The organism is Brevibacterium sp. 1718 (genome assembly GCF_051131255.1).
Classification (GTDB): domain Bacteria; phylum Actinomycetota; class Actinomycetes; order Actinomycetales; family Brevibacteriaceae; genus Brevibacterium; species Brevibacterium sediminis.
Map to the genome: position 1 here is coordinate 3,455,770 of NZ_CP186550.1, position 24,878 is coordinate 3,480,647.

21 protein-coding genes and 1 tRNA gene are annotated in these 24,878 nt (G+C 66.6%); 12 read left to right on the forward strand and 10 right to left on the reverse strand.

The window, feature by feature from the left end:
- Positions 1-119: 119 nt before the first annotated feature.
- Together ACOZ9V_RS15585 and ACOZ9V_RS15590 are read left to right on the forward strand one after the other, a co-directional pair.
- Positions 120-1,058, forward strand: coding sequence for an SGNH/GDSL hydrolase family protein (locus ACOZ9V_RS15585; RefSeq protein ID WP_139468148.1), 939 nt, complete (start codon positions 120-122; stop codon positions 1,056-1,058).
- On the forward strand, positions 1,055-1,819 hold the full coding sequence (locus ACOZ9V_RS15590; RefSeq protein WP_139468147.1) for an alpha/beta hydrolase: 765 nt from the start codon (positions 1,055-1,057) through the stop codon (positions 1,817-1,819). Before ACOZ9V_RS15585 ends, ACOZ9V_RS15590 begins: the two co-directional genes overlap by 4 nt.
- Positions 1,820-1,828: 9 nt before the next feature.
- On the opposite strand, the gene ACOZ9V_RS15595 is transcribed toward ACOZ9V_RS15590, so the two are convergent.
- Genes ACOZ9V_RS15595 through ACOZ9V_RS15605 form a run of 3 tightly spaced genes read right to left on the reverse strand, consistent with a single transcriptional unit; the run spans position 1,829 to position 4,214 of the window.
- Positions 1,829-2,749: a tryptophan 2,3-dioxygenase gene (locus ACOZ9V_RS15595; protein ID WP_139468146.1), complete on the reverse strand. Its 921-nt coding sequence runs from the start codon at positions 2,747-2,749 to the stop codon at positions 1,829-1,831.
- Positions 2,750-2,766: 17 nt separating this feature from the next.
- Positions 2,767-3,093 (reverse strand): protealysin inhibitor emfourin, encoded by a 327-nt coding sequence (locus ACOZ9V_RS15600; protein WP_139468145.1) that lies wholly within the window; start codon positions 3,091-3,093, stop codon positions 2,767-2,769.
- On the reverse strand, positions 3,090-4,214 hold the full coding sequence (locus ACOZ9V_RS15605) for a M4 family metallopeptidase (protein ID WP_434591525.1): 1,125 nt from the start codon (positions 4,212-4,214) through the stop codon (positions 3,090-3,092). The genes ACOZ9V_RS15600 and ACOZ9V_RS15605 overlap by 4 nt, the downstream gene beginning before the upstream one ends.
- A gap of 191 nt (positions 4,215-4,405) precedes the next feature.
- Here ACOZ9V_RS15605 and ACOZ9V_RS15610 point away from each other — a divergent pair, with 191 nt between their 5' ends.
- Together ACOZ9V_RS15610 and ACOZ9V_RS15615 are read left to right on the forward strand one after the other, a co-directional pair.
- Entirely contained in the window at positions 4,406-5,041 is a 636-nt protein-coding gene (locus ACOZ9V_RS15610; RefSeq protein ID WP_181270747.1) for a winged helix-turn-helix domain-containing protein, read from the forward strand.
- The gene (locus ACOZ9V_RS15615) at positions 5,038-5,349 is read left to right on the forward strand and encodes a hypothetical protein (protein ID WP_434591529.1); all 312 of its coding nucleotides are present in this window, start codon (positions 5,038-5,040) and stop codon (positions 5,347-5,349) included. The genes ACOZ9V_RS15610 and ACOZ9V_RS15615 overlap by 4 nt, the downstream gene beginning before the upstream one ends.
- Before the next feature lie 135 nt (positions 5,350-5,484).
- On the opposite strand, the gene ACOZ9V_RS15620 is transcribed toward ACOZ9V_RS15615, so the two are convergent.
- Positions 5,485-6,687 carry a low temperature requirement protein A gene (locus ACOZ9V_RS15620; RefSeq protein WP_434591532.1) on the reverse strand — a complete coding sequence of 401 codons (1,203 nt, stop codon included), beginning with the start codon at positions 6,685-6,687 and terminating at the stop codon, positions 5,485-5,487.
- Between the two features lie 180 nt (positions 6,688-6,867).
- Here ACOZ9V_RS15620 and ACOZ9V_RS15625 point away from each other — a divergent pair, with 180 nt between their 5' ends.
- Positions 6,868-8,208, forward strand: coding sequence for an MFS transporter (locus tag ACOZ9V_RS15625; RefSeq protein WP_181270749.1), 1,341 nt, complete (start codon positions 6,868-6,870; stop codon positions 8,206-8,208).
- A 118-nt stretch (positions 8,209-8,326) separates the two neighbouring features.
- A complete protein-coding gene (locus ACOZ9V_RS15630; RefSeq protein ID WP_434591535.1) occupies positions 8,327-10,339 on the forward strand; it encodes an ABC1 kinase family protein in 2,013 nt (670 codons plus the stop codon).
- A gap of 282 nt (positions 10,340-10,621) precedes the next feature.
- Here the strand turns inward: ACOZ9V_RS15630 and ACOZ9V_RS15635 are convergent.
- From ACOZ9V_RS15635 to ACOZ9V_RS15645, 3 genes are all read right to left on the reverse strand, one after another.
- Positions 10,622-10,697: transfer RNA gene (locus ACOZ9V_RS15635), tRNA-Thr, on the reverse strand.
- A gap of 194 nt (positions 10,698-10,891) precedes the next feature.
- Positions 10,892-11,752 (reverse strand): DsbA family protein, encoded by an 861-nt coding sequence (locus ACOZ9V_RS15640; RefSeq protein ID WP_434591538.1) that lies wholly within the window; start codon positions 11,750-11,752, stop codon positions 10,892-10,894.
- A 344-nt stretch (positions 11,753-12,096) separates the two neighbouring features.
- Entirely contained in the window at positions 12,097-14,112 is a 2,016-nt protein-coding gene (locus ACOZ9V_RS15645) for a protein kinase domain-containing protein (protein WP_434591540.1), read from the reverse strand.
- 65 nt (positions 14,113-14,177) lie between these two features.
- On the opposite strand from ACOZ9V_RS15645, the gene ACOZ9V_RS15650 reads away from it, so the two are divergent.
- Both ACOZ9V_RS15650 and ACOZ9V_RS15655 read left to right on the forward strand, forming a co-directional pair.
- The gene (locus tag ACOZ9V_RS15650) at positions 14,178-15,767 is read left to right on the forward strand and encodes an alpha,alpha-trehalose-phosphate synthase (UDP-forming) (RefSeq protein ID WP_181270752.1); all 1,590 of its coding nucleotides are present in this window, start codon (positions 14,178-14,180) and stop codon (positions 15,765-15,767) included.
- A 10-nt stretch (positions 15,768-15,777) separates the two neighbouring features.
- Positions 15,778-16,755, forward strand: coding sequence for a trehalose-phosphatase (locus ACOZ9V_RS15655; protein WP_434591542.1), 978 nt, complete (start codon positions 15,778-15,780; stop codon positions 16,753-16,755).
- Between the two features lie 143 nt (positions 16,756-16,898).
- Here ACOZ9V_RS15655 and ACOZ9V_RS15660 read toward each other — a convergent pair whose 3' ends face one another.
- Together ACOZ9V_RS15660 and ACOZ9V_RS15665 are read right to left on the reverse strand one after the other, a co-directional pair.
- Positions 16,899-17,984: a LacI family DNA-binding transcriptional regulator gene (locus ACOZ9V_RS15660; RefSeq protein WP_139909074.1), complete on the reverse strand. Its 1,086-nt coding sequence runs from the start codon at positions 17,982-17,984 to the stop codon at positions 16,899-16,901.
- Positions 17,981-18,964, reverse strand: a complete 984-nt coding sequence (locus ACOZ9V_RS15665) for a LacI family DNA-binding transcriptional regulator (protein ID WP_139468135.1) — start codon at positions 18,962-18,964, stop codon at positions 17,981-17,983. The genes ACOZ9V_RS15660 and ACOZ9V_RS15665 overlap by 4 nt, the downstream gene beginning before the upstream one ends.
- Before the next feature lie 191 nt (positions 18,965-19,155).
- Between ACOZ9V_RS15665 and ACOZ9V_RS15670 the strand changes: the two genes are divergently transcribed.
- From ACOZ9V_RS15670 to ACOZ9V_RS15685, 4 genes are all read left to right on the forward strand, one after another.
- Positions 19,156-19,863, forward strand: a complete 708-nt coding sequence (locus ACOZ9V_RS15670) for an ABC transporter ATP-binding protein (RefSeq protein ID WP_229663984.1) — start codon at positions 19,156-19,158, stop codon at positions 19,861-19,863.
- Between the two features lie 3 nt (positions 19,864-19,866).
- Entirely contained in the window at positions 19,867-21,195 is a 1,329-nt protein-coding gene (locus ACOZ9V_RS15675; protein ID WP_229663983.1) for a DUF4032 domain-containing protein, read from the forward strand.
- Between the two features lie 153 nt (positions 21,196-21,348).
- A complete protein-coding gene (locus tag ACOZ9V_RS15680; RefSeq protein ID WP_434595421.1) occupies positions 21,349-22,230 on the forward strand; it encodes an SDR family NAD(P)-dependent oxidoreductase in 882 nt (293 codons plus the stop codon).
- A gap of 85 nt (positions 22,231-22,315) precedes the next feature.
- The gene (locus ACOZ9V_RS15685) at positions 22,316-23,815 is read left to right on the forward strand and encodes an amino acid permease (RefSeq protein WP_434591548.1); all 1,500 of its coding nucleotides are present in this window, start codon (positions 22,316-22,318) and stop codon (positions 23,813-23,815) included.
- 68 nt (positions 23,816-23,883) lie between these two features.
- On the opposite strand, the gene rlmB is transcribed toward ACOZ9V_RS15685, so the two are convergent.
- Positions 23,884-24,822 (reverse strand): 23S rRNA (guanosine(2251)-2'-O)-methyltransferase RlmB, encoded by a 939-nt coding sequence (rlmB, locus tag ACOZ9V_RS15690; protein WP_139468133.1) that lies wholly within the window; start codon positions 24,820-24,822, stop codon positions 23,884-23,886.
- Positions 24,823-24,878: the final 56 nt, after the last annotated feature.

The following is a 24,878-nucleotide window of genomic DNA, read 5'->3' on the forward strand; positions in this document are numbered from 1 at the left end:
GCCCAGCAACCTGGCGCGAGGTTGCTGGGCCGCCGTCAGGTAGTTCTGGGGCGGACGGGTCCCCGCGTCGGGTCCGGCGTATAGTCTGGATGAATCGCACGAAGAGAGAAGGATCCCTGATGCTTGAGCCGATCACCTCATACGTCGCAATCGGAGACTCGTTCAGTGAGGGTCTGATGGATCCCGACCCACGGGTCGAGGATCGGTACCGCGGCTGGACCGACCGGCTCGCGCTCATGCTCACCGAGTCGTCGGTGGGCAGCACGGACTTGTCCTATGCCAATCTGGCCATCCGAGGTCGTCTGCTCGACCGCATCGTCGATGACCAGGTGCCGCAGGTCCTCGAGATGAAGCCGGACCTCGTGAGCCTGTGCGCCGGCGGCAATGACTGCCTGCGCCCGAAGGCTGATATCGATGCCCTGGCCGCGAAGTTCGAACGCGCCGTGATCGCGATGCGTGAGGCCGGCATCGAGGTGCTCATGTGCAATGGCTTCGATACCGAGTTCAGCACCCCGCTCATCCGTGCGGTGCGTCCACGCGTGGGAATCTACAACGCCCACCTGTGGTCGATCGCGCAGCGGCACGGCTGCCATATGGTCGACCTGTGGGGGCTGCGTTCGCTCTACGCCGCGGAGATGTGGGCCGACGACCGCATCCACCTGTCGACGAAGGGCCACCATCTCGTCGCCGAGCAGGCTCTGGCGACCCTGGAGAGCGGCCGCTCCCTGCCGGTCAAGGGCTTCGGTGTTCCCGCTCGTCCGACGCGGGCGATCCGCGAGGTGATGAGCGAGGAGTCGCGGTGGGCCCGTGAGTACCTGGCCCCGTGGGTCGGTCGCCGGCTGCGCGGGCAGTCCTCAGGTGACACTCTGGACCCGAAGCTGGCGGAGCTCACCCGCGTCCGCGACCTCGTCGAACGTTCGCGTGAGGTCGACCGCGCCCGGGAGAACGGTGAGACAGGCGCCGCCGGCGAAGCGGGCGCTGCCGACCGGACCGGCTCGGGCGAAACTCACACAGGTGGAACCGGTGAGGTGAACGCACCTCGGGGTACCGAAGGATGAGCGTCGAGTCCGTGCGCATTCCCGAACTCGCCGCCGCCGGGACCGACGTGGCTCCGTCCTTCCGGCACGCCTACGGGGACTCCCCCGAGCAGTTCGTCGAAGTCTATGGTGACCCGGCGACCGCCTCGGCGACGGTCATCTTCGTCCACGGAGGCTACTTCCGCCCCCGCACCGATCTGTCCCATGCCCGACCGTTGGCTCGGGCGCTGGCCGAGTCGGGAGTGCTCGTCGCTTCCATCGAGTATCGACGCCTCGGCGGTCAGCCGCTCCTGCTCGACGATGTCACCGCGGCCATCGAATCGGTGTGCGCCGAACTGCCGCGCTGGGGCGTGAGCGAACGAACACAGGGCAATCTCATCGTCTCGGGCCATTCGGCCGGTGGCTGCCTCGTCCTCGCCTGGGCTTCGCACCTGCCCGACGGGGGTCCGCGGATCCGTCTGCGTCCTCTGGCACCGGTGACCGATCTGCTGCGGGAGGTTGAGGGCCACCTCGGCGATGGAGCAGTCCTCGACTATATGGGCGTACGGCCCGAGCACGATCTGGAAGCCTACCTGCGCCACGATCCGCGATCCCGGGTGGCCCTCATCCCGGCACGCGTCGACGTGCATTCGATCCACGGGGATGCCGATGCCACCGTCAACGTCGAATTCTCCCGTGTCTTCCCCGCCGCCCTGACCGAGCTGCCGGGCGCGAACCATGCCGATGTCATCGACCCCGATTCTCCATACTTCGCACAGATGAGGAACCTGCTGCTCGGCTGAAGGTGCTTCTCAGATCCCTTCGGGGCTGATTCCGGGGCCGTTCTCGATTCCGGTGCGGATGTCGAAGAGCTCGGGGAAGAACGTGAGATCGAGCGCCTTCTGCAGGAATCCGACTCCGCTCGAACCGCCAGTTCCGCGTTTCATGCCGATGATCCGCAGCACCGTGCGCATGTGTCGGTAGCGCCAGATCTGGAAGTTCTCCTCGAGATCGACGAGCTCTTCGCAGCTCTCGTATTCCTGCCAGTACTTCTGCGGGTTCTCGTAGATGATGCGGAAGACATCGCACAGTTCCTCGTCGAAGGTGTGGGCGACCGATTTGTCTCGGTCGAGGAGCCGCTGCGGCACCGGAAGATCGCGCCGGGCCAGGCAGGCGAGGAATTCGTCGTAGATGCTCGGTTCCTCGAGGTACTGCTCCAGGGCCGCACGCGCCTCGGGCTCGCCGTCGAAGACCGGGAGCATGGCCCGATTCTTGTTGCCGAGCAGGAACTCCACGGCCCGATACTGCCAGGACTGGAAGCCGGAGGCACGACCGAGCTGGTCACGGAACCCGACATATTCGCTCGGCGTCAGCGTCGCGAGGACAGACCACTGCTCGGTCAGGGTCTTCTGGATGTGTTTGACGCGGGCGATGCGCTTGAGCGCGGTCTGCAGCTCATCGGCGGCGATGAGGCGCCGGGCGTCGAGGAGTTCGTGGATGACGAGCCGGAACCACAGCTCCGTGGTCTGGTGCTGGATGATGAAGAGCAGCTCATCGTGGTGTTCGGGACTGCTGACTGGATGCTGGGCGCCGAGGAGACGGTCGAGGTCGAGATACGACCCGTATGTCATCGATTCCTTGAGGTCGGTGTGGACCCCGGCTTCGAGGTCGCGTTCGTTCTTCTCGGCCGTCGTCCGAGCGTCGTTGCCCGGGTCATGGTTGGTGTCGGTCATGACCTCCAGCATAAGGGTCAGCCGGGTTGCCGCCTCTGCGGTTCGGCGACTTCCCGCACATCATCGACGAGCTGCTTCCACTCCGGCGGCATCTGAGACTCGCCGAAGCGGACTCGCCCGTACCGGCTCTCGATGAGGTAGGCGAACCGGTCGGCCCCCGTCGTCTGCGGCGAATCGTCCTTCTGCCCGTTGTCGGACCAGGGAAGTTCGGCGATGCGCGGACCGAGGTCATCGCGTCGGGTGCTTGCGTCGATGTCGACTTCCCAGACGAGCAGCATCCCGCCGATCCCGCCCGAGCGTTCCACGAGCAGATGCCCGAACCCATCGGCAGGCTGCTCGTTCACCAGCTGCTCCCCTGGTTTCCGCGGGCCGAACCTGCGTGGGAGATGCCCACGGTTTCCCACCCGGACACGATCGCATCGTGAACGTCGGATCCGGCGCCGAACTGGTCGGCCGCCTCGGCGATGGTGAGTTCTGCGAACTCCGCGAAATCGGTGCGCTGCGTGATCTCAGCCCCTGTGAGGACGGAGTACCAGACCTGTCCGACGCTTTCCCAGGCCGGGCCGCCCACGGCGATGGCGGCGAGCGCGAAGGCCCGGTTCGGGATCCCGGAGTTCAGGTGGACCCCGCCGTTGTCGGAATCGGTGGTGACGAAGTCGTCCATATGCGCAGGCTGCGGGTCCTTGCCGAGGACGTCGTCGTCATAAGCCGTGCCGGGTTCGATCATGGAGCGCAGGGCACGACCGGTCACCTCGGGGGTGAAGATTCCGGCACCGATGAGCCAGTCGGCGTCCTCGGCATTCTGTCCTGCGTCGTGCTGTTGGGTCAGGGCGCCGAAGACATCGGCGCAGTGCTCGTTGAGCGCTCCCGGCTGGCCGAAGTATTCGAGGTCGGCGGTGTGGCTGATGACACCGTGGGAGAGTTCATGGCCGATGATCGACAGCGAACCGGTGAACCCGGTGAACACTTCGTCGTCGCCGTCGCCGAAGACCATGAGGCGGCCGTCGAAGAAGGCGTTGTCGTAGTCCTTGCCATAGTGGACGCTGGCCATGAGCGGCATTCCCGCACCATCGAGCGAATCGCGCCCGAACACCTCGGAGAACAGCGAATACGAAGCACCGAGCCCGTCATAGGCTTCGTTGACCGGCTCATCGTCGACGGGTTCTTCGCCCTCGGAGCGGACGAGTTCGCCGGGCAGCACCTCGGTGTTGTACGCATCGTGGACGAGGCGCTGCAGTCCTGCAGGAGCGGGTGCGGCGAGCGCGGATTCGTCTCTGCCGAGATCGGCCGGAGGAGTATAGCGCAGTCCGGCCAAGCGCAGGTTCCGACAGCTCTCGTCGGACATCCGGCAGCTTGCCGCGGCGGCCGCGGCCTTCGGGAATCGCTCGGTGCCGCGCTCGGCGATCGCATCGAGAAGGTAGGGCGGGACGACACTGTGAAATGGGACGACGCTCTGAGAGACCATGACTCCAGCGTGCCACTTTCAGAGACGAACCGATAGGGAACCCGGCGCATTAGCGGCGGACTCCGGCACATCTGCGCCGGGCTCCGGCGATCAGCCCGATCGACCTGGCCGCATCGAGACCCCAGTCGAAGACGCGAACACAATCCAAAGAAAGTATTGCAAAGAGTTCTTTGCAAGCGTATCTTTGCACTATGAGCGAGGACACCGGACACGACGCCACTCACGAGATCACCCACCCCGACGGCGTCCGCGAGATCAGCACCTCGGCCCTCAAGGGCCTGGCCCACCCCCTGCGGATGGCGATCTACGACGCACTGTCGACGCAGGGCCCGCAGACGGCGACGGGCCTGGCCAAGCGCCTCGGCGAATCTTCCGGTGCGACGAGCTACCACCTGCGTCAGCTCGCTCGGCACCAGCTCATCCGCGAAGTGTCCGGCGAACGGAGCGGGCGCGAGAAGTGGTGGGAGAGGATCCCCGGGGCCATGAAGGTGCCCGGTCCCGAACGCGACCTCGACCCGTCGGCACGGACCGCCTCGTCCTACGTCAACCGAGAGTTCGTGCGCAATGCACAGCGCAACTTCGAACACTTCATCGATGCCGCCTATGACGGCCAGCGGATGCCGAAGTCGTGGATCGAAGCCGCGGTCAGCGAGACGAGCAATCTGCGCCTGACCAAGGAACAGCTCGCCGAGATCGCCGCCGAGTACGAGAGAACCACCATGGCCTTCATCAACAAGTACCGCGGCCGCAATGATCCGGGCTCCCGCCCGGTGCAGATCCAGTTCTACGCCTTCCCCCTGACCGATGGAGAGGAAACCCCATCATGAGCACGCTCACCGCACCCATCCGCCCTCCCCTGGACGGCATCGGCCCTGCCGACGGCAGGGCATCTCACCAGCGCCGCATCGTCGAACGCACCATCACCGTGACCAGGGAGTTCGTCGTCGACAGCGGCGAGGACACCCGCGCCAGGGCATCCGGCCTCGAGGGTCTGGTCCTGCGCCTGGCGCTGTGGCTCATCGAGCGTCGCCGCGTCCGGGCCCTGCACGTGCAGGTCGACTCCGCGGAGATGTCGCGTCGGGTCGACCACGCCAAACAGAGGCACATCGACCGCTATCACGGTCTGCCGTTCTGACGAGGGCGCAGATCGGACCGGCACTCCCGTTCTGTTGCACGTGGTCGCGCGAGCTCCTTCCCGGCCCGCGCGAGCTCCTTCCCGGCCCGCGCGAACTCCTCCCCCGGCCCGCGCGCACCCGTCAGCGGAGCACGATCACCGCACGACCGCCTCGGCGCCGGTCCTGCCGTTGTCATCGAGCGGAGGGAACACGACGAGGGTGATGACGATGATGACCATGAAGAATGTGGTGAGGAAAGTCGGGACCGGGATGATCGGGTCGAGGAGGACGAGCAGCGCGCAGGCCGGGACGACGGTGTTGACGACGGCATTGGCGTTGGCGCGGATGGCGACCACCCATACCCCGAGGACGAACACCACGATCGGCACTGAGACCGTGAACGTCGCCAGCACCGGATTCAGAGCGCTGGCACCGAGCTGGGAATCGGCCTCCACGCCGACCCCGGCCGAGAACGCACCGGCGGCGGCGAAGATGAAGTAGTGGCCGTAGCCGTATCTGAGCGATCCGCCGAGGCTGCCGATCGCCCGGTGATGCGGCGGCCAGAAGTAGATCCACCACATCGCCGCAGTGACGATGAGGCAGAGGACGCCCAGTGAGATCAGCGGGACGATGTCCTCGACTTCGCCCAACGCGTCGAAGACGGTGTTCGCCGAGGCCAGGAGGCTCTCGCCGAGGACGATGATCGTGAAGCAGCCATAGCGTTCGGTGATGTGGTGCGGGTGCCACGGAGTCTTGCCGCGGGCTTCGGCGATGACCGGCACAGCCACCTCGGCGAGGATGAGCACGACGAGGCCCACGGACCGGATCATGGAGTCGTCGATGGCCAGCCACATCACCCACAGGATCTGGGCCAGGCCAATACCGGCCGCGTAGATGATCGTCGTCCACCGTGCGACCCTGGCACCGCGAGAGGCCCGCAGCCATTGGGAGATCATGATGATGCGCATGAGCACGTAGCCGCCGATGAGCAGCCGGTAGTCCTCGTTCTCGAAGACGGGGCCGATGCCGGCGGCGAGGATGAGCACCCCGCCCATCTGCACGATCGTGAGCACTCGGTAGAGCCAGTCGTCGGTGTCGAAGGAGGTCGCGAACCACGTGAAGTTCATCCACGCCCACCAGATCCCGAAGAACACGACCAGGTAGCTGACCACCCCATCGCCGAGGCGGCCCTCCGTGACCGTGTCATGCAGGTGTGAGGACGCGATCGAGACGGCGATGACGAAGACGAGGTCGAAGAAGAGTTCGAGCGTGCTGGCTGCCCGCCCCTCTTCACCCGGATCGCGCGGACGCATCGGACTGAGGCGGAACCGTGGTGCGGCTGAGTGCTGTGCGGTCATGGGATCCTCACCGGTCGGATTGAGTGCTCGCACATTCTATGGCCGTCCGGCCGACTCCGGCACCCCGCTGCGCTGGCCCAACACCCGCCGAACCGGCCCGCCCGGTGTTCCGCATACCCGCAGCCGCTCTCACCTCGGACTCCGCGAACGCCTCGGCCCCGCCTCAACTAAACTTGCCACGTGCTCAAACCCATCCTGTGGCCGGTGCTCGTGCCGTTCGCCCTCTTCGCCGTCGGCCTGGGTGCGATCATGCCGATCCTCGTGCTCGGGGCGCTCTCGCTGGGCTCGACGCAGGCGTTCGCCGCAGCCATCGTCGGCATCATGGGGGCCGTGTCGCTCATGGCCACGGTGCCGGCCGGGATCCTCATCGACCGCCTCGGCGATTTCCGGGCCATGTTCGTGGCCACGTGCGCGGCGATCATCGTGCTCGGTTCCATCGTCGCCGCCTTCATCTGGGATTCGCCGTATTCGCTGCTCGTCTACACGGTCGCGCTCATGGTCTTCGGCCCGGTCTCCGATGTGTGGAGCCTGGCCAGACAGGCCGTCGTCGCCGAGGTGATGCCGCCGGCCGACCTCGCGAAGGCGATGACTGCGCTCGGCGGCACGCAGCGGGTCGGCAACCTCGTCGGGCCGATGATCGGCGCCGGCCTCATGCTCGTCTTCCCGATTTGGTCCGTGTTCGTCTTCTCCGGCCTCACCGCCGTCGCCGCGATCGCGATCATGACCCTGCCGATCGCCCAGATCCCCGGCTTCGACGACCATCCCCACCGCCCCGAGGCGGCCCCGACCTCATGTGCGGACGATCCCTCACCCGCCGATGCTCCCAACCCCACCGAGGCGGCCCACCCCACCGAGGCGAACGATCCGGCACACGGTGACGTCGCCCCTCCTCGGCGGAGGAAGAAGGATCGCCGGCCGCCGCTGGACGTGCGGTGGAAATCGGTCATCCTCACCGGCGCCACGATCATCGCACTAGCGGCGGCCCGCGCCGCCCAGCCGGTCGTCGTCCAGCTGTGGGGCGTCGAGATCGGTCTGCACAAGTCCTCGATCTCGCTCATCATCGCCTTCGGCGCCGGGCTCGAACTCATCGTCATGTTCCTCGGCGCGTACATCAAGGATCACCTCGGCCGGGTCGCGACCCTCGTCGCGTGCCTGTCCATCTTCGGCACCGGGTTCGTCATCATGGTCGCGAAACCGGATCTCGCCGGGATGGTCATCGCCGCCGCGGTCATGGCTTTCGGCAACGGCCTCGGCGCGGGCGTGAATATGACGATCGGCGCGGACCTCTCTCCCGCGGTCGGGAGGCCGCGGTTCCTCGGCATCTGGGCGATCTTCAACAACGGCGGCAAGCTCGGCGGGCCGACGCTGCTGTCCATCATCATCACCGTGACCACCCTGCGGTTCGGGGTGCTCTTCCCGGGACTGCTCGCCTTCCTCGGTGCGGTGTGGATCCTCATCTGGGCCCGTCAGGTAGGCCTGCCCGGAAGGCGGAGGCGCCTCGATCCGCCGCGCACGGACTGACTCGACGGACTAGGCTGGAGATGACCGAATCGACGATGTTCGGCTGACAGCCCGAAGCTGAAGGCCCGCAGCGGCCGGCCCACAGCTGAGAGTCCGAACAGGATCAGGAGAGTCATCGATGGAAGCATTGGACGTCGGCGGATATGTGCTGGTGAGCCTAGCCGCACTCGTCTTCCTCTTCCTCCAGTCATGGTTCGCCGCCACCGTGGTCCGTCGCGTCGTCGGCGTCCCCACCGGCTGGCCGCGCACTCTGGCCGTCGGTCTCGTCATGAGCGCCGTCGTGGCCGTGACCGTCCAGTACCTCTACCGGGCCGGCACCGGGCAGAACGTCGACGGGCTCGACGTCTCCCCCGGAGTGGCGGTGCTGTTCATGGTGCTCGCCCTCGGTTGGATCTTCGCTCTGGGCGTCGGTGCCCTCGTCATGCTCGAAGCGGCCTTCCCGACCGGGTCCCTGCCGAGCCCTCAGTCGCTGTTCTTCGGGTGGAAATCCCGTCGTCGCCGCGGCCGCCGCTACGCCCAGGTCGTGTCCATCGCCGTGCGGCACGGGCTCGGCTCACAGCTGCGCGGCTTCGGAGGGGATTCGCCTGGTCGCGACGTCAAGACCGCGCGAGCGCTCAAGGAATCCCTCGCCGAGGCGGGGGTGACCTTCGTCAAGCTCGGACAGATGCTCTCCACCCGCAGAGACATCCTCCCGCCGGTGTTCGTCCGTGAGCTCGAAACCCTCCAGACCCAGGTCACGCCCGAGCCCTGGTCGGTCATCGAACCGGCCATCGCCGAGCGGCTCGGTCGACCGATCGGAGAGGTTTTCGCACGGATCGGCTCCACGCCGCTGGCGGCCGCCTCGGTGGCACAGGTTCATGAGGCGACCCTGCTCGACGGCACGGAAGTCATCGTCAAGGTGCAGCGGCCGAAGGCGCTCAATCAGGTCACTCAGGATCTCGACATCATCCTGCGGTTGGCGGGTTGGCTGAACAAAACCACAACCTGGGGCAGGGATCTGGGTGTGCAGTCACTGGCCGCAGGTTTCGCGAACACGCTCGAGGAGGAACTCGACTATCGGATCGAGCTGGACAATATGGCCAGCATCGAGAACTCTCTCAAACGGTCGGGGAAGTTCGACGTCACAGTTCCACACGGCTACCCGGGCCTCAGCGGCGAACGCCTGCTGGTCATGGATCGGCTGCCCGGACAGCCGGTCTCACGGGCGGGGGCGCTGCTGACCGGGCTCAGTGATGCCGAGCGGTCCCGGTTGGCGACCACACTGTTGGGTGCCACGCTCGAGCAGATCATCGGTGATGGGATCTTCCACGCCGATCTGCATGCCGGCAATATCTTCATCACTCCCGAGGGGAAGCTGGGGCTGCTCGACTTCGGTGCGGTCGGCCGACTCGATCCGGGCACACAGACCTCACTGGGACTCATGCTCTACTCGATCGACCAGAACGACAGCGCCGGGGCCACCGACGCCCTCATCGAACTCCTCGGACGTCCCGACGGGCTCAACGATCGGGAGGTCGAACGAGCCGTCGGCGAACTCCTGCTGCGCTACGGCGGCGGCACCCGTGCGGCGCAGGGTCAGAAGCTCTTCGATGACCTGTTCAATCTGGTGCTCGCCCACCGATTCTCAGCGCCGGCACCGATCAGCGCCGCATTCCGGGCGATGGCCTCCGTGGAGGGTGCGCTGCTGACGATCGATCCGCACTTCGATGTCGTCGCCGTGTCCCGGCAAGAGGGCAACAGGCTCGTGAGGTCGAAGCTCAAGGGCACGAAGATCACCGATGAGCTGCAGCGTCGGGCCCTGCAGCTGATGCCGATGATCGACCGCATGCCCCGCCGAATCAACAAGATCACCGAGGACCTCGAACACGGCCGGTTCTCGATGAACATGCGCGTGCTCGAGAATCCCTCCGACCGCAGCTTCCTCACCAGTCTGTTTCAGCAGCTCATCGTCGCCGTCCTCGCCGGAGCCGCCGTGGTGGGAGCGATCATGCTCATCACCAGCGATGAGGGTCCGCTGCTGACGAAGGACATCCACCTGTACTCGTTCTTCGGCTTCGTGCTGCTCTTCGGCGGCTTCGTGCTGAGCATGCGCTCCCTCATGCTCGTGTTCCGACGCGACGGCCAGACCTAGCCGGTCGCCCGGCGGCTCGCCTCCGCCACTCGACCGCAGCGCTCGGCCACTCGCCTCCGCTGCCTCGTTCAAGGCTGAGCGCACTTTTCGCGCCGTGTACGAATCGATAGCCGCGCTCCGCCTTGAACGAGAGATGTTTGCGCTTGAACGAGAAGCTTGTGCTTGAACGAGCGCGGCCAAGGCCCGTCGCCCGCAGCAGCGCAGATCCCAGCCACGGCACGGCCCGGGTATGAAGAAGCCCCGCGTTCCGCTAGTTCTAGCGGTTCGCGGAGCCTTCCCGAGTGGAGCCCCCTGTCAGACTCGAACTGACGACCTTCGCTTTACAAGAGCGGTGCTCTACCAACTGAGCTAAGGAGGCGCGGTGCGCACCGAGCGTGCGCGCCTACACGATAGTAGTCCATGGCCGGGTCCGGCCACAAAACCGCGGGGGCGACGAAGGCCGGGCCCCACCTCGGCGGGGTCCGGCCTTCATTCGTGCACTGCCGGACCGAGCGCTGCCCCGGACGATGTCCAGTCCAGCCTCGGACAGGAACCGATCAGGTCCTCAGAGACTCAGCCCTTGAACTCTCCGGTGGCCTTGAGGATCTCGGTGGCCAGAGCCTGCGAGTCGCTGGTCTTGTCGGTGTGCTTGCCGTTGATGAGCACCCACGGGGTGGCTTCGACACCGTCGTCCAGAGCGGTCTGGCTCGACTGTTCGACGAACTTGTCGAAGGTGCGGTCCGTAACGCAGGACTTCACGGTCTGCTCGGGATCGGCCGTGAGCTTCTTCGAGGTGTCGACGCCGGCGTCCTCGGCCACCTTGAGCAGCTCCTCATCGGTGCGGCCCTCGCTGCCTTCCTCCGGCTGCTGAGCGTAGAGTGCGTCGAACAGGTCCATGGCGACCTCGGGCTGGCTGTCGACGACACAGGCGGCGAGGTTGGCGGCGCGGGTGGAGTACTCGTTGCCGCTGGACATGCGGTCGAGGAACGACACCGGCTTGTAGTTGACGACGATCGCCCCCTCATTGGCGAGCTTACGCAGCATACTCGCATTGCCTTCCTCGAAGGCCTTGCACCCGGGGCACTGGAAGTCGAGGTAGACGGTGACCGTGGCGGCACCCTTCTTCGCGCCCTCCTCGGTCGGAGCCGGCAGATCCGATTCCTCGCCTTCGGGCATCTTCAGCGGCTGCACGAGCGTGTTGTCCTTGCCCACGGTGATTCCGTCGGAGACATAGTTCGAGGGGCTGACAGCGGGTTTGCTCTGCTGGAATACGAGCACACCGACCACGGCGAGCACGGCGACGACGACCACTGCGATCCCGGTGTACAGGATCGTCTTCGCGGTCTTCTCCTTCTTCGCCTGATTCGCCGCGATCTGGCGGGCGTTCTCGCGTGCGCGGTTCCGCTTGTCGTCCGCGGAGTTGTTCTTCGCCATTGTTCCTCACGTTGGATCGTCTGACATCGGTGCGGCCTGAGGCCCGAACGGTGCGGGACGGCTTCCGCGACCCGACGGCACCACTGTACCGAAACAGGTGCTGCGCCGACTCCCAGAAACATTCAAGGTTCAACTACAACGTTCAACTACCTCAGGCTCTTCCGGCACTCAGTACGGATCGAATCGCACGGTCGCACGGTTGAACAGTGCCCAGGTGCCCATGTGCCCATGTGCCCAGGCGCACGATCGCCCAGACGAACTCCCACTTTCCCGCCCACGCCGGACCAACCCGCCCACGACCGGCCAACCGACCCGCACCAGACCGAACAGTCAGTCCGACCTGCTCACACCGGTCCGGGCAGGTAGTCGAAGGGGTTAATCGTCAGCGGCCACCAGGACATGGCCGCCCCCGACTGGATGACCATGACGGCGAGGATGACGAGCAGCGCGATCACCGCCAAGGCGATGAGGCGGCCGAGCTGATTTCGAGTGGCTCCAGAGACGAGCAGACGTGAGCCGAAGCGCAGGCTCGAGGCTCCCGGCCCGACCCACAGCACCAGCGAACCCGCGGCGCCGGCCGCCCACACCGACCATTGTTCGGACGACCCGCTGGGCACGATCCCGGCGATGTCGAGCCGGGTGAGCACGAGCGCGGCGGCGGCCGCGATCGCCGGCAGGATGAGCGAGGCCACCGAGGTCAGGATCGAGGCCAGCATGGCTCCCGGCGCCGAGGCGAGCGCCCGGAAGAATCCGCCCGAATCCGTTCCGCGGTCGAACCGGTACCGCTGGACCTTCCGGTCCAGACGTGTGCCGGTGCGGGCGAGCACCGACCAGATCAGGGCGACGACGCTGATGACCAGCGGGCCGAGCGGCATGACGGCGACGGCCAGGGCGATGAGTCCGAAGACGACCCAGCCGCCCGACTGCACTCGTCGGTACCCCATCGGCGTCCACGGCTGTCCGCCGGGCTGCATCGGCTGGCCCCCGGGACCCATGAGCTGACCGCCCTGCTGCGTCGGCTGGCCGCCGGGACCGGACTGGTCTCCCCACTGTCCCTGGGCAACCTGGCCATGCTGTCCGCCGGGACCGTTCGGTCCGACGAGGTTCTGTCCGTGGCCGGGTTGGACGAAGCCGGAACGGCCGAGGTCGGCACCGACCATCGGGGAGCCCGGGCCCGCCTGGATGCCGCCGTTGGGGTTGCTGATCGGCGGTGCGGTCGCCTGCTGCGGCGGCTGCCCGTGCATCTGCCCGGGACCGTAGCCCGGTCCCTGGTTGGGCCCGGCACCATGACCGGACCCGGCATGATTGGTCGGTCGGCTGGATCCGGGGTACTGCGGCTGCCCGCTGCCGGAAGGGCCGGCTCCCGGGTACCCCGTGCCCGCGCCCAGAGCCGCACCCCCGAGCGCTGCCCCCGCTGCCCCGGCACCGCCAAGACCTGCACCACCAAGACCGGCACCGCCGTGACCGCTGCCGCCGTCGTCGACGGCAGGCATGACCGCGGTGCCGCTCGACGTCCGCTGCGGTCCACCCGAGCCGGCACCGCCGCTCGGACCGGACCCGAGCTGCGGCATCCGCCCGGACTCGATGTCGACGAGAGCGTCGAGGATCATCTGCCCCGACGGACGACGTTCGGGTTTCGGGTCGAGGCAGGCGGAGATGAGCGGAGCGAAGTTCTTCGGCGCCCCGTCGAGGTCGAATTTGCCCATGGCCACACGACCGAGCACGGCTTCCAAGGGTCCGGAGCCATAGGGGTTGCGGCCGGTGGCGGCGAACGCCATGGTCGCGGCCCATCCCCACCAGTCGGTCTTCTCACTCGACGTCTTGCCGTCGGCGATCTCCGGGGAGAGATAGCCGGGGGTGCCCATGACCAGCCCGGTGGCGGTCACGCGCACTTCGTCGGCGACCTGGGCGATGCCGAAGTCGATGACCATCGGCTCACCGTCCATGATCATCACATTGGCGGGTTTGAGGTCGCGGTGGATGACGCCGGCATCGTGGACGGCGTTGAGAGCGTCGAGGAGGGCGTGGCCGAAGTGGACGAGCTCATCCTCGGCGAAGGGGCCGTTGTCGCGGACATCATCGGACAGGGTCTGCCCGTCGACGAATTCGGTGATGATGAACGGCTGCGCGGAATCGAGTTCGGCGTCGAGCACCTCGGCGATGCGGGGATGGCGGATCCGGCGCAGGGTGCGGGTTTCGCGGGCCAGACGCTTCCTGGCGGTCTCGTCATTGGCGATATGCGGATGGAGGACCTTGACCGCGACCGGGTTGTTTCCGCCGTCGACACCGAGGTAGACGACACCCATGCCGCCCGAGCCGAGCTCCTCGATGAGGCGGTAGCCTCCCAGTTCCTGATCCATCACCTGGCCAAGCCTAGTCGAGCGAGTACAGTTCATTCCAAGGACCGACACAGGAGGAGGCGCAGATGAGCACCGTCGACTCTGCCGAGCCCAGCACCGAGATCCCCTACGGCGACAGCGATTTCGTCGTCGTGGCAAACCGCCTGCCCGTCGACCGCGATCCCGACGACGAGAATCGCGGATGGCGCACCTCACCTGGGGGTTTGGTCACTGCAGTGGCTCCAGTGATGAAGGCCCAGGAGGGTGCCTGGATCGGGTGGACGGGCGTCGCCGACGAGGATTTCGAACCCTTCACCATCGACGGCATGCACCTGACCCCGGTGACTCTGACAAGTGAGGATGTCCTCAGGTACTACGAAGGGTTTTCCAACGCCACACTGTGGCCGCTCTATCACGATGTCATCGTCCCTCCCGAGTACCACCGCACCTGGTGGGACGCGTATGTGCGGGTCAATGAGCGCTTCGCGGCCAAGGTCGCCGAGGTGGCTGCGCAGTCCGCGACCGTGTGGGTTCACGATTATCAGCTCCAGTTGGTTCCGCAGATGGTCCGACGTCTGCGCCCTGACCTCGCGATCGGGTTCTTCAACCACATTCCCTTCCCGCCCTACGAGCTCTTCGCTCAGCTGCCGTGGCGCGACGAGATCCTCCGCGGGCTCCTCGGCGCCGACCTCATCGGGTTCCAACGGCCGGCGGACGCAGCGAACTTCCGCCGTGCCGTCCGCGGGCGTCTGGGATACGCGACGAAGGGGTCGACCGTCTCGGTTCCGCCGGGTGATTTCCTCCCGGCCCACCTCGTCCGCGCCGAGCCGTTCCCGATCTCGATCGACACCCCTTATCTCGAGGAGCTCGCCCGCGATCCGAAGATCGTCGAGAGGGCGAAACAGATCCGCGAGGAGGTCGGCAATCCTCGGGTGGTCATGCTCGGCGTCGATCGGATGGACTATACGAAGGGCATCCGCCACCGGCTCAAGGCGTTCGGGGAGCTGCTCGCCGAGGGCCGACTCGATGTCGAGGATGTCGTGCTCATTCAGATCGCGACACCATCGCGGGAGCGGCTCGAGCAGTACAAGATCATCCGCCACGACGTCGAACTGGCCGTCGGGCGAATCAACGGTGAGCAGGTCGATGTCGGATCGATTCCCGTGCGCTACCTCCACCATTCCTATCCGCGCGATGAGATGACAGCGTTCTTCCTCGCCGCCGATGTCATGCTTGTGACCGCTCTGCGTGATGGGATGAACCTCGTTGCCAAGGAATATGTGGCGTGCCGAAGGCGAGACGACGGAGCCCTCGTGCTCTCCGAATTCACCGGGGCCGCCGAACAGCTCAAGGGCGCGGTGATGGTCAATCCCCACGACATCGCCGACCTCAAGGCGGGCATCCTCGAAGCCGTGCAGATGGACGAGAGGACCCGCACCCGCCGGATGAAGCAGATGCGCAAGAGGGTCGCAACGGACACCGTGAGCCGGTGGTCGAAGAACTTCCTCGCCGAACTCGAGCACATCAAGGACAATCCCGAGGTCATCGTCCCCGAACGGGCCGTGGTGCAGAAGAGCCGGACCGCACCGCCGCCGGATGTGCCGGCGGCCCCATCAGATCGCGCCGACAGACCCGATGATGCCGAGTGGACAGACGATATCTCCACCGCCCGCTAGGAGAAGAACAGTGACATCGAAGCCGACCGTGCTCGGTCCTGCCCCCTCCGCCCCCGCCGAGGTGGCCCTGCGTGATCTCGCCACCGCCGATTCGCTGCTGCTGGCCCTGGATTTCGATGGGGTGCTCGCACCTCTTCAGGACGATCCCTCGACGTCCCGGATGGTCCCCGAATCGGCCTCGGCCATCGCGGCGCTTGCCGGTCTGCCGCGCACTCGGGTGGCGCTGGTGTCCGGACGCGATATCGCCACCCTGCGACGCCTGTCCGAGGCGCCGGACTCGGCGTGGCTGATCGGTTCGCACGGCGCGGAGGCCGAGCTCGGCACCGACGCTGATCGCAATCCCGACACCGCAATGGGCCGGTCCCCCGAGCTCGCTCCGGCCGAGGCGGAGATGCTCGCCGCCATCGACACTCACCTCGACGCGTTCGAACACACTCTTCCGGGCGCTGATGAACGCCCCGGTTCGGCCGCGGCGACCACAGGTGCGGCCGCGACGACGGGTTCGGCCGCAACGATTGGCGCGAGCGACTCGGGCCATGCCGACGGCCCCTCGGATTTCCTCATCGAGCGCAAACCCTATTCGCGGACGGTCCACACTCGCGGACTCGCCCCCGAGGCCGCCGCGGCCCTCCATGAACACGCCCTCGACGTGGTCGAGGAGTTCCCGGACATCCGTGTCATCGAAGGCCACGACATCACCGAACTCGCCGTCAAACAGGCGACGAAAGGCGACGGCATCCGGCTGCTCGCCCGTGCCGGCGAACCGACGGCAATGGGCTACCTCGGCGACGATGTCACCGATGAGGACGCCTTCGCGGCCCTCGACGAACTCACGGACTCCCGTGCTCTGAACGCTGGTCTCACCGTCAAAGTCGGGTCCGCCCCGACTCGCGCTTCATGGCGGATCGCCGATCCTGCAGCCGTGGCCGAACTGCTCGGCCGCCTCGTTGCCGAACGCACGGAATTCCTCCGCACCGTCCACGACTGACGTCGAGCCGCCTCGCCGAGGATCATCCGGTTCGCGACCGGCATCGGACCACCTCGGCGCACTCCGGTCGATCCGACTCACCGTTCGGATCCACGTCACGGCAGGACCGCCTCGGCGAGGATGATTGCGATCGAAACCCGAGATCAGCGGCGCTGCGGGGGCACGGCGCTGGCCCGGAGGACGAGATCCGGGTCGACCGTGTAGTCGACATGTACGCGCGCGTCACCGGCGGCGATCATCGCGCGGATCTCGTCGATCGCCGACTGCGCCACGGTAGCCCAGTCATAGACGACCTGCGACAGGGGCGGTTGGACGACATCGGCGTCGGGGACGTCGCCGACCGTGAGCAGGGAAAGGTCCCTGGGAACGTCGAGTCGCAGCCGTTGGGCGGCCTCGAGCATGCCGAAGGACAGGGACGGGGCGCAGGCGATGACGGCGGTGCAGCGCAGGTCGAGCAGCTCCTCGGCGGCTGCGACTCCGGCCATGGCTCCGCCGGCAGCCTCGACGACGGGAGCCTGATCACGGGTGGCGGGAATGTGGAGGATCCCTGCCATCGATCTGCGGAAGCCGGCGATGCGGGCCGGGGCAGCCGAATCGCGCAGCACGGCGAGCCCGATGCGTTTGTGGCCGAGGTGGACCAGGTGAGCCACGGCGGTCTCGATTCCGCCGGTCGCGTCGAGGTAGATGCGTGAGATCCCGTCGTCGTGGCGGGCATTCGAAATGCGGATGAGCGGCAGCCCACGTTCGGCGAGCATCCCCGCAAGCACACCGGCGGCACCGCCGCCGACGACGACGGCTCCGGAGATCGTGGGCCCGCCGTGTTCACTGCCGAGGATCGTCTCGAGGAGGGCCTCATTTCGTTCGGCGATGGCCTCGATGTGGACGACGGCGATGCCGAGTCCGAACATCCGGTTCGTCAGGATCTCCGCAAGCCGCGAATACGGGTCCACGTTGCCTGCTGACACTGCGGGTTTGATGAGCGCGATGAGCGACGAGCCGGCACCCGATCCAGCCCCAGCACCGGATCCTTCCCGTGTGCCGGATTCGGCGTACGGGGTCTGGCCGGCAGCGCCGAGGATCGCCAGAGCCTGCCGCACCTTTGCCGACGAGGCGGCCGACACCGATTCGGGATCGCGCAGAGCTCGTGAGGCGGTGGCTTTCGAGACTCCGGCAGTACCGGCGATCTCGGCGAGACGGACGTGCCGGTGCTCGGGCAGATGTTCGCTCATTGACGGGCCGCCGTCGTCGAAGTTCGGGCGACGAGTCGAGGACGGAACACCGGAGGCACCGAAGGCAGACCCGTCGTCGAGATCCGCAGGGTCTGCAGCGTCGCATCGATGAGGGCATTCGACAGCCCCTCGACGTCGAGGCCGAGCACCGTGGCCGGCGGGCCCGTGAACTTCATCGTCGGGGAATCGCCGAATCCGACGACCGACATGTCCCGCGGCACCTGCAGATGCCGGTTCCGCAGACCGTGGAGGGCTCCGTGCAGCTGCAGCGCGGACTGGACGATCACCGCTGTGCAGGTCGCATCCTTGAGTTCGAGCACCGCACGCGATCCGCCGGAGAACGACTTCGGCACCCGTGAGATCCAGTCCTCGAGGTTGAGCCCGAGATTTCTGGCCGGATGTTCGGCGAGGAAGCGGCGGATGAGCTGGACGGCCAGTTCACCGCTGTCGTTGCAGATCAGCCCGATGCGCCGGTGTCCGATCGCCCGCAGATGTTCGAAGGCCGTGGTCATCCCACCGCCGAGGTCGAGGCGCGCGGCGATGACCTCCGTACCGGCTTCGGAGACCTCCTCGGTGGCGGACTGTTCGGCGACGCGGATGCAGGGGATCTCCGTATTCAGACTCGTCATCGTCGTGGTCACCAGGGCCACTGCGCCCGCCTCGATTGCGGTCTGCAGCGGTTCCGGGTCGGTTTCGACGAGCGGGCGGGTGACGAGGAGATCATGATCCTGCAGGGCCTTGGCCACGCGGGTGCAGACCTGGACCTGCCAGTGTTCGGGATTGCCTGGAGCGCTGACGGCCACGAGCCGCCTCGGCGCATCATGGAGCAGGGTCGAGCGCGAATAGCCGAGCTCGCTCATCGCCTCCAGCACCTTCGCCCGGGTCGACTCGGCGACTGCACCGCGGCGACCGAGCACCCGGGAGACCGTGGCCAGAGAGACTCCGGCCCTGGCGGCGACCTCGTCCAACGTGACCTTCATACGAGTCAGTCTACTTTCGCGCCGCGGTATGCGTCGGCGCACAGCCATCGTGCTGAGAATCACTCTACGCTTTGTCGAATTCACAGAGCACCCCAATCATCCACCCCTTAGGATGAGAGTGACTGAGCATCCCTGCCGGGTCACCGACGACCAGCTGCTCACGGAGTTATTCAGAAGTTTTAGGAGGACTTATGTCAACGGTGTCGTTGAATGGCCTCAGTCATGTCTACGAGAACACGACGTCCGAATCCGTCCACCCGTTCAATCTCTTCGTCGATGACGGAGAGTTCCTCGTCCTCTACGGACCCAGCGGGTCGGGCAAGTCGACGATCCTGCGAATGCTGCACGGACTTGAGACCCCGAAGTCCGGCACGATCCTCATCGACGGCGCGGATATCACCCACGCGGCCGTCAACGACCGCGATGTCACCCTGGCCCTGGAGAGCTACGCGCTCTACCCGCATATGAGCGTGCGCGACAATCTCGGCTTTGCGCTGCGCGTCGACGGCCTGCCCGCCGACGAGATCACCGAACGCGTCGAATCCGTGATGGACAAGATCGGGCTGAGCGACATCCTCGATTCGGTTCCCGGCGACCTCACCCAGCTGCAGCGCCAGACCGTGGCCCTGGCGCGTGCCGTGGTACGCCGACCCAAGGTGCTCATCATGGACGAGCCCGTGGTCAATCTCGTCCCCGAGCAGCAGGCTGAGACCCTTGCTCTCATCAAGCAGCTGCAGCAGGAGTTCGGGCTGACGACGATCTACGCCACTTCCGATCTCGAGGATGCGAAGGTCCTCGGCGACCGGATCGCCTTCCTCGATCGCGGACGGCTCATCGGCGTGGAGACACCCGACCTCGCCGAGGCGCTCGTGGCCTCGGTCTCCGACACGGACTCCTGAGCCGTGCCGGGAACCCTGCCCCCGCCGGACCCGTCAGAACAGGCTTCGCCGTCGGCGACGACGCCGATCGACGCAGCCGCATCGGTCGGCACCGCCGTTCCCGCACCGGAGATCCACACTGTCCGGAACGCCGATCATGCGGCCCTGGCCGAGCTCCCCTGGCACCTGCCCCTGGCCGAGTGGCCGGAGAAGCTCCTCGGCGGTCTGCCCCGCGGAATCTCCCGCCACATCGTGCGCTATGTCGAGATCGGAGACGAAGTCCTCGCGATCAAGGAGACCGACGATGCGCAGGCCACGCGTGAGTTCGACATCCTCGGCGCGCTCGGCAACCTCGACGTCCCCCTCGTCGAAGCCCGCGCCGTCGTCGGAAAGCGCAGGACCGCATCGGGCCAGGCACTCAAGGGCGCTCTCATCACCGCCTATCTCGAGTTCTCGCTGCCCTACCGCGCGCTGTTCTCCCGGGACCTGGCCGAGGACACCGGCGGCCGCCTCGTCGACGCTCTGGCTGTTCTGCTCGTCCGCCTCCACCTCGTCGGCTTCTACTGGGGAGACGTGTCCCTGTCGAACACGCTCTTCCGCCGCGACGCCGATGCCTATGCCGCCTATGTCGTCGACGCCGAGACCGGCGAGCTGCACGACCAGCTCTCCGACGGACAGCGGAACATGGACCTGCGGATCGCGCGGATGAACATCGCCGGGGACTTCCTCGACCTGCAGGCCGCGGGACTCGTCGCTCCCGAGACCGATCCGCTGGCGGCCGGTGAACGGCTCTGCGAGTCGTACAACGCGCTGTGGGCGGAGCTGACCCGGGTCGAGGAATTCAGCGTCAACGAACGCTGGCGCATCGACGAACGCATCCGCCGCCTCAACGACCTGGGCTTCGACCTCGGGGAACTGACAGTGACGACGGATCTCGACGGCATCAGCCTCCTCGTGTCCCCGAAGGTCGTCGAACCCAACCACCACTCACGGCGTCTGCTGCGCCTGACCGGGATCGGCGCGAACGAGAACCAGGCCCGAGCGATGCTCAACGACCTCGATTCGTTCCGTTCGGCTCCCGAGATCGCCGAATTCGACGAACTCGACGAATCCCAAGCCGCCCGCCGCTGGCTCGACGAGGTGTACAAACCCCTCATCCAGGCGATCCCGGAGAACCTCACCCGCAAGCTCGAGCCCGGGCAGATCTTCTACGAGTTCGCCGAACACCGCCGCACCATGGCGCGCGCCCGCCAGCGCGACATCCCCACGATGGAGGCCATCGCCTACTTCATCGTCGACTACCTGGCGAACCTCCCCGACGAGATCCGCTACGTCGACAGCAAGAAATTCTGACACCCTCCCCGAGGCGGTCCTGACCTCAGCCGATGTTCCACAAGGTGAAACGGGAACGGCGGGACCGCCTCGGCGGGCATACCTTTGAAGTCCACGGAGCGACATCGGTGTCGCTCCGGAACCGAACCCCGCCCGGAAGGATTCCCGATGTCGATGAACGAGCCGATGCCCACGAACGAGAACAACCCGTCGATCCCGTCCCTGTTCGACCTCAGCGGGCGCACGGCCGTCGTCGTCGGGGCCGGCTCCGGACTGGGACAGGCCAGCGCGATCGGGCTCGCCGATGCGGGGGCGCACGTCGTCGTCGCCGACCTCAACCTCGCCGGCGCCGAGGAGACCGCCGCCCTCATCGCCGCTCGCGGCAGCGGGTCAGCCGCCCACTCCACGGCGCAGGGTACGGCATCGGACGGATCGGCTGCGCCGGGAGCGGACGGAACGGCCACGGCTGCAGCCGTCGATATCACGGACACGGCCTCCGTCGATGCCCTCGTGGACGCCTGGGCCGATGCCGAGATCCTCGTCATCACACCGGGGGCGAACGTGCGCAAACGCCTCGTCGACACCACCGATGACGAGTTCGACCGGGTCATCGACATCAACCTCAAGGGCACGTACCGGCTGATGCGCGGATTCGGCCGTGAGATGGGTGAGCGGGGTCGCGGATCGATCGTCACCTACGCCTCATTCCGGGCGCTGGCCATCGAACCCGGCCAGGGAATCTATGCGGCAGCGAAAGCCGGTGTCGTCCAGCTGACGAAGACGATGGCCAGCGAGCTCGGAGGCAAGGGCGTGCGCGTCAATGCGATCCTGCCCGGCCCGTTCGACACGCCCCTGACGCAGCAGATCAAGGCCGACGGGAAATGGTGGGACGCGTATGCGGACAAGACCGCCCTGGGCCGCTGGGGTCGCCTGCACGAGATCGCCGGGCCCGTCCTGTTCCTCGCTTCGGACGCCTCGAGCTATGTCACCGGGCACTCGCAGCTCGTTGACGGCGGCTGGATGGCCCAGGACGGACGGTTCACCCCCGACGTGTGAGTTCCGCGACGTTGCCGGGCAGAGTGACCAGTGACCACGCGGGGGTCCGGCGAGACAATATTCATGATTATGCAAGAATATTCAGATGACCGTTTCGCACACTCCGCCCGCCCCGCCGGCGCACACTCCCACAGGAGTGCTGCGGCAGCTGGGGCGACGTAAGTCGATCAGCGCCATGACCGCCGAGGCCCACACCGATGCGCAGTCCGCGCAGCAGGGTGGACTGCGGCGGACCTTCGGCGTCTTCCAGCTGACGATGATCAGCGTCGGCGCCACCTTGGGCACGGGAATCCTCGTCATCCTCGGCGAGGCCGTGCCTGTGGCCGGACCCGCTGTGTGGCTCGCCTTCGTTCTCGCCGGAATCACCGCGCTGCTGTCGGCGGTCAGCTATGCCGAAATGGCCGGAATGGTGCCGGTGTCCGGGTCGAGCTACTCGTATTCCTACGCCACCCTGGGTGAGGGCGTCGCGTGGGTCTGCGGCTGGTGTCTCGTTCTCGAATACGCGGTCTCGGTCGCGGCGGTCGCCGTCGGCGCCGCCGACTACGTCAACGAGACCCTGCGCGTCTTCGGCCTCGAGCTGCCCGCGTCCCTGACCACAGGGCCGGGCCTGGCGGATAATCCGGACGGAATCATCAATGTCTCGGCCCTCATCGTCGTGGCCCTGGCGACTGTGCTGCTCATGCGCGGCGCCCGCGAATCCGGTGTCGTCAACACGATTCTCGTGTTCGTCAAGATCGGCATCCTCGTCTTCTTCGCCATCGTCGCGTTCACCGCGTTCAAGGCCGGCAACTTCGCGCCGATGCTGCCGATGGGTGCCGCCGGAGTCACTGCGGCCGCATCCAGCGTGTTCTTCTCCTATATCGGCTTCGATGCCGCGTCCACGGCCGGCGAGGAAGCGAAGAATCCGCGCCGGGATCTGCCGCGGGCGATCATCTTCTCGATGCTCATCGTCACCTCGATGTATGTCCTTGTCGCCGTCGCAGCGATCGGTGCACGGCAGTGGCAGTGGTTCGACGGCGCTCACGCCCCGCTGGTCCAGATCGTCGAGGAGATCACCGGGTCGAATATCGCGGTGCTGCTCTTCGCGGTGGCCGCGGTGCTCGCGATCTTCTCCGTCGTCATCACCGTGCTCTACGGTCAGTCGCGGATCCTGCTGACGATGGCCAGGGACGGAATGGTGCCGAAGATCTTCGGCCGCGTCTCCCAGCGCACCGGCACTCCCCTGGTCGGCACTCTCATCGTCGGCGGCCTTGTGGCCATCACGGCGGCGTTCATCCCGCTCGGCGAACTCGCCGACGCCACGAGCATCGGCACCCTGTTCGCATTCTGCCTGGTCAACATCGCCGTCATCTACCTGCGGTTCAAACGCCCCGACCTCGAGCGCTCATTCAAGGTTCCGTTCGGGCCGATCGTGCCCGCGCTGGGAGCCGTGGCGTGTGCGTTCCTCATGGTCAACCTCGGCGGGCGGACATGGATCGTCTTCGGAGCGTGGATGGTCGTCGGCGTGATCGTCTACTTCACCTACAGCCGCCGCCACTCAAGAGTCGGGGCATTGGACGAGCAGACCTACCGCACCTCCCTCTAATTACTACCTGACGGCGGCCCAGCAACCTCGCGCGAGGTTGCTGGGCCGCCGTCAGGTAGTAAGAGGGGTCAGGGGCGGCGGGCCCTTGCCACCTCGTAGAGGGACACGGCAGCGGCGATGCCCGCATTGAGCGACTCGGTGGTCGCGGCGATCGGGATCGACACGATCTGATCGCACTTCTCCGCGATGAGCCGCGACAGCCCCTTGCCTTCGGAACCGACGACGATGCACAGCGGGTCGCGGGTGAAGGTCAGCTCGGGCAGCTCGACGTCACCGTCCATGTCGAGGCCGACGACGAAGACATTCTGCTTCTTCAGCTCGTCGATCGCCCTGGCCAGGTTGACCACCTGTGCCACGCGGATGCGCGATGCGGCGCCGGCCGAGGTCTTCCAGGCCGCGGCCGTCATCGAGGCGGCGCGACGTTCGGGGATGATCACTCCGTGACCGCCGAAGGCCGCCGTCGACCGGACGATGGCACCGAGGTTGCGCGGATCCGTGATCCCGTCGAGGGCCACGAGCAGCGGCGTTTCGGCGCGTTCAGCCGCGAACTCGAGCAGATCGGAGGGATCGGCGTAGTCGTAAGGCGGGACCTGCAGGGCGATGCCCTGGTGGATCGCGTCATCGGTGAGCCGGTCGAGGTCGGGCTTGCTCGCTTCGAGCATCGAGATGCCGCGCTGAGTCGCGAGAGTGATGGACTCGCGGACCCGATCGTCGGAGTCGATGCGCCCGGAGACGTACATCGCGGTGGCCGGAACGCCCTCGCGCAGAGCTTCGAGGACCGAATTGCGCCCGGCGACCATATTCGGTCCGAGTTCCTTCTTCTTCCGCTTCGCCTGCGCCGAGGCGTTCGAGCTCTTGCGCTGCTGCGCGGCCTTGTGCGCCTTATGGTAGACGCGGTCCTCGGCTTTCGGCGTCGGTCCCTTGCCGCGCAGGCCGCGCTTGTTCTTACCGCCCGACCCCTTGGTCGGACCCTTCTTCGAACCGCCGGAGCGGGGATTGGAAGCCATCTGATTCCTTCAAATACGTTGGGGCCGCGAGCTCGTGCCCGTGGCCGAAATTCGTC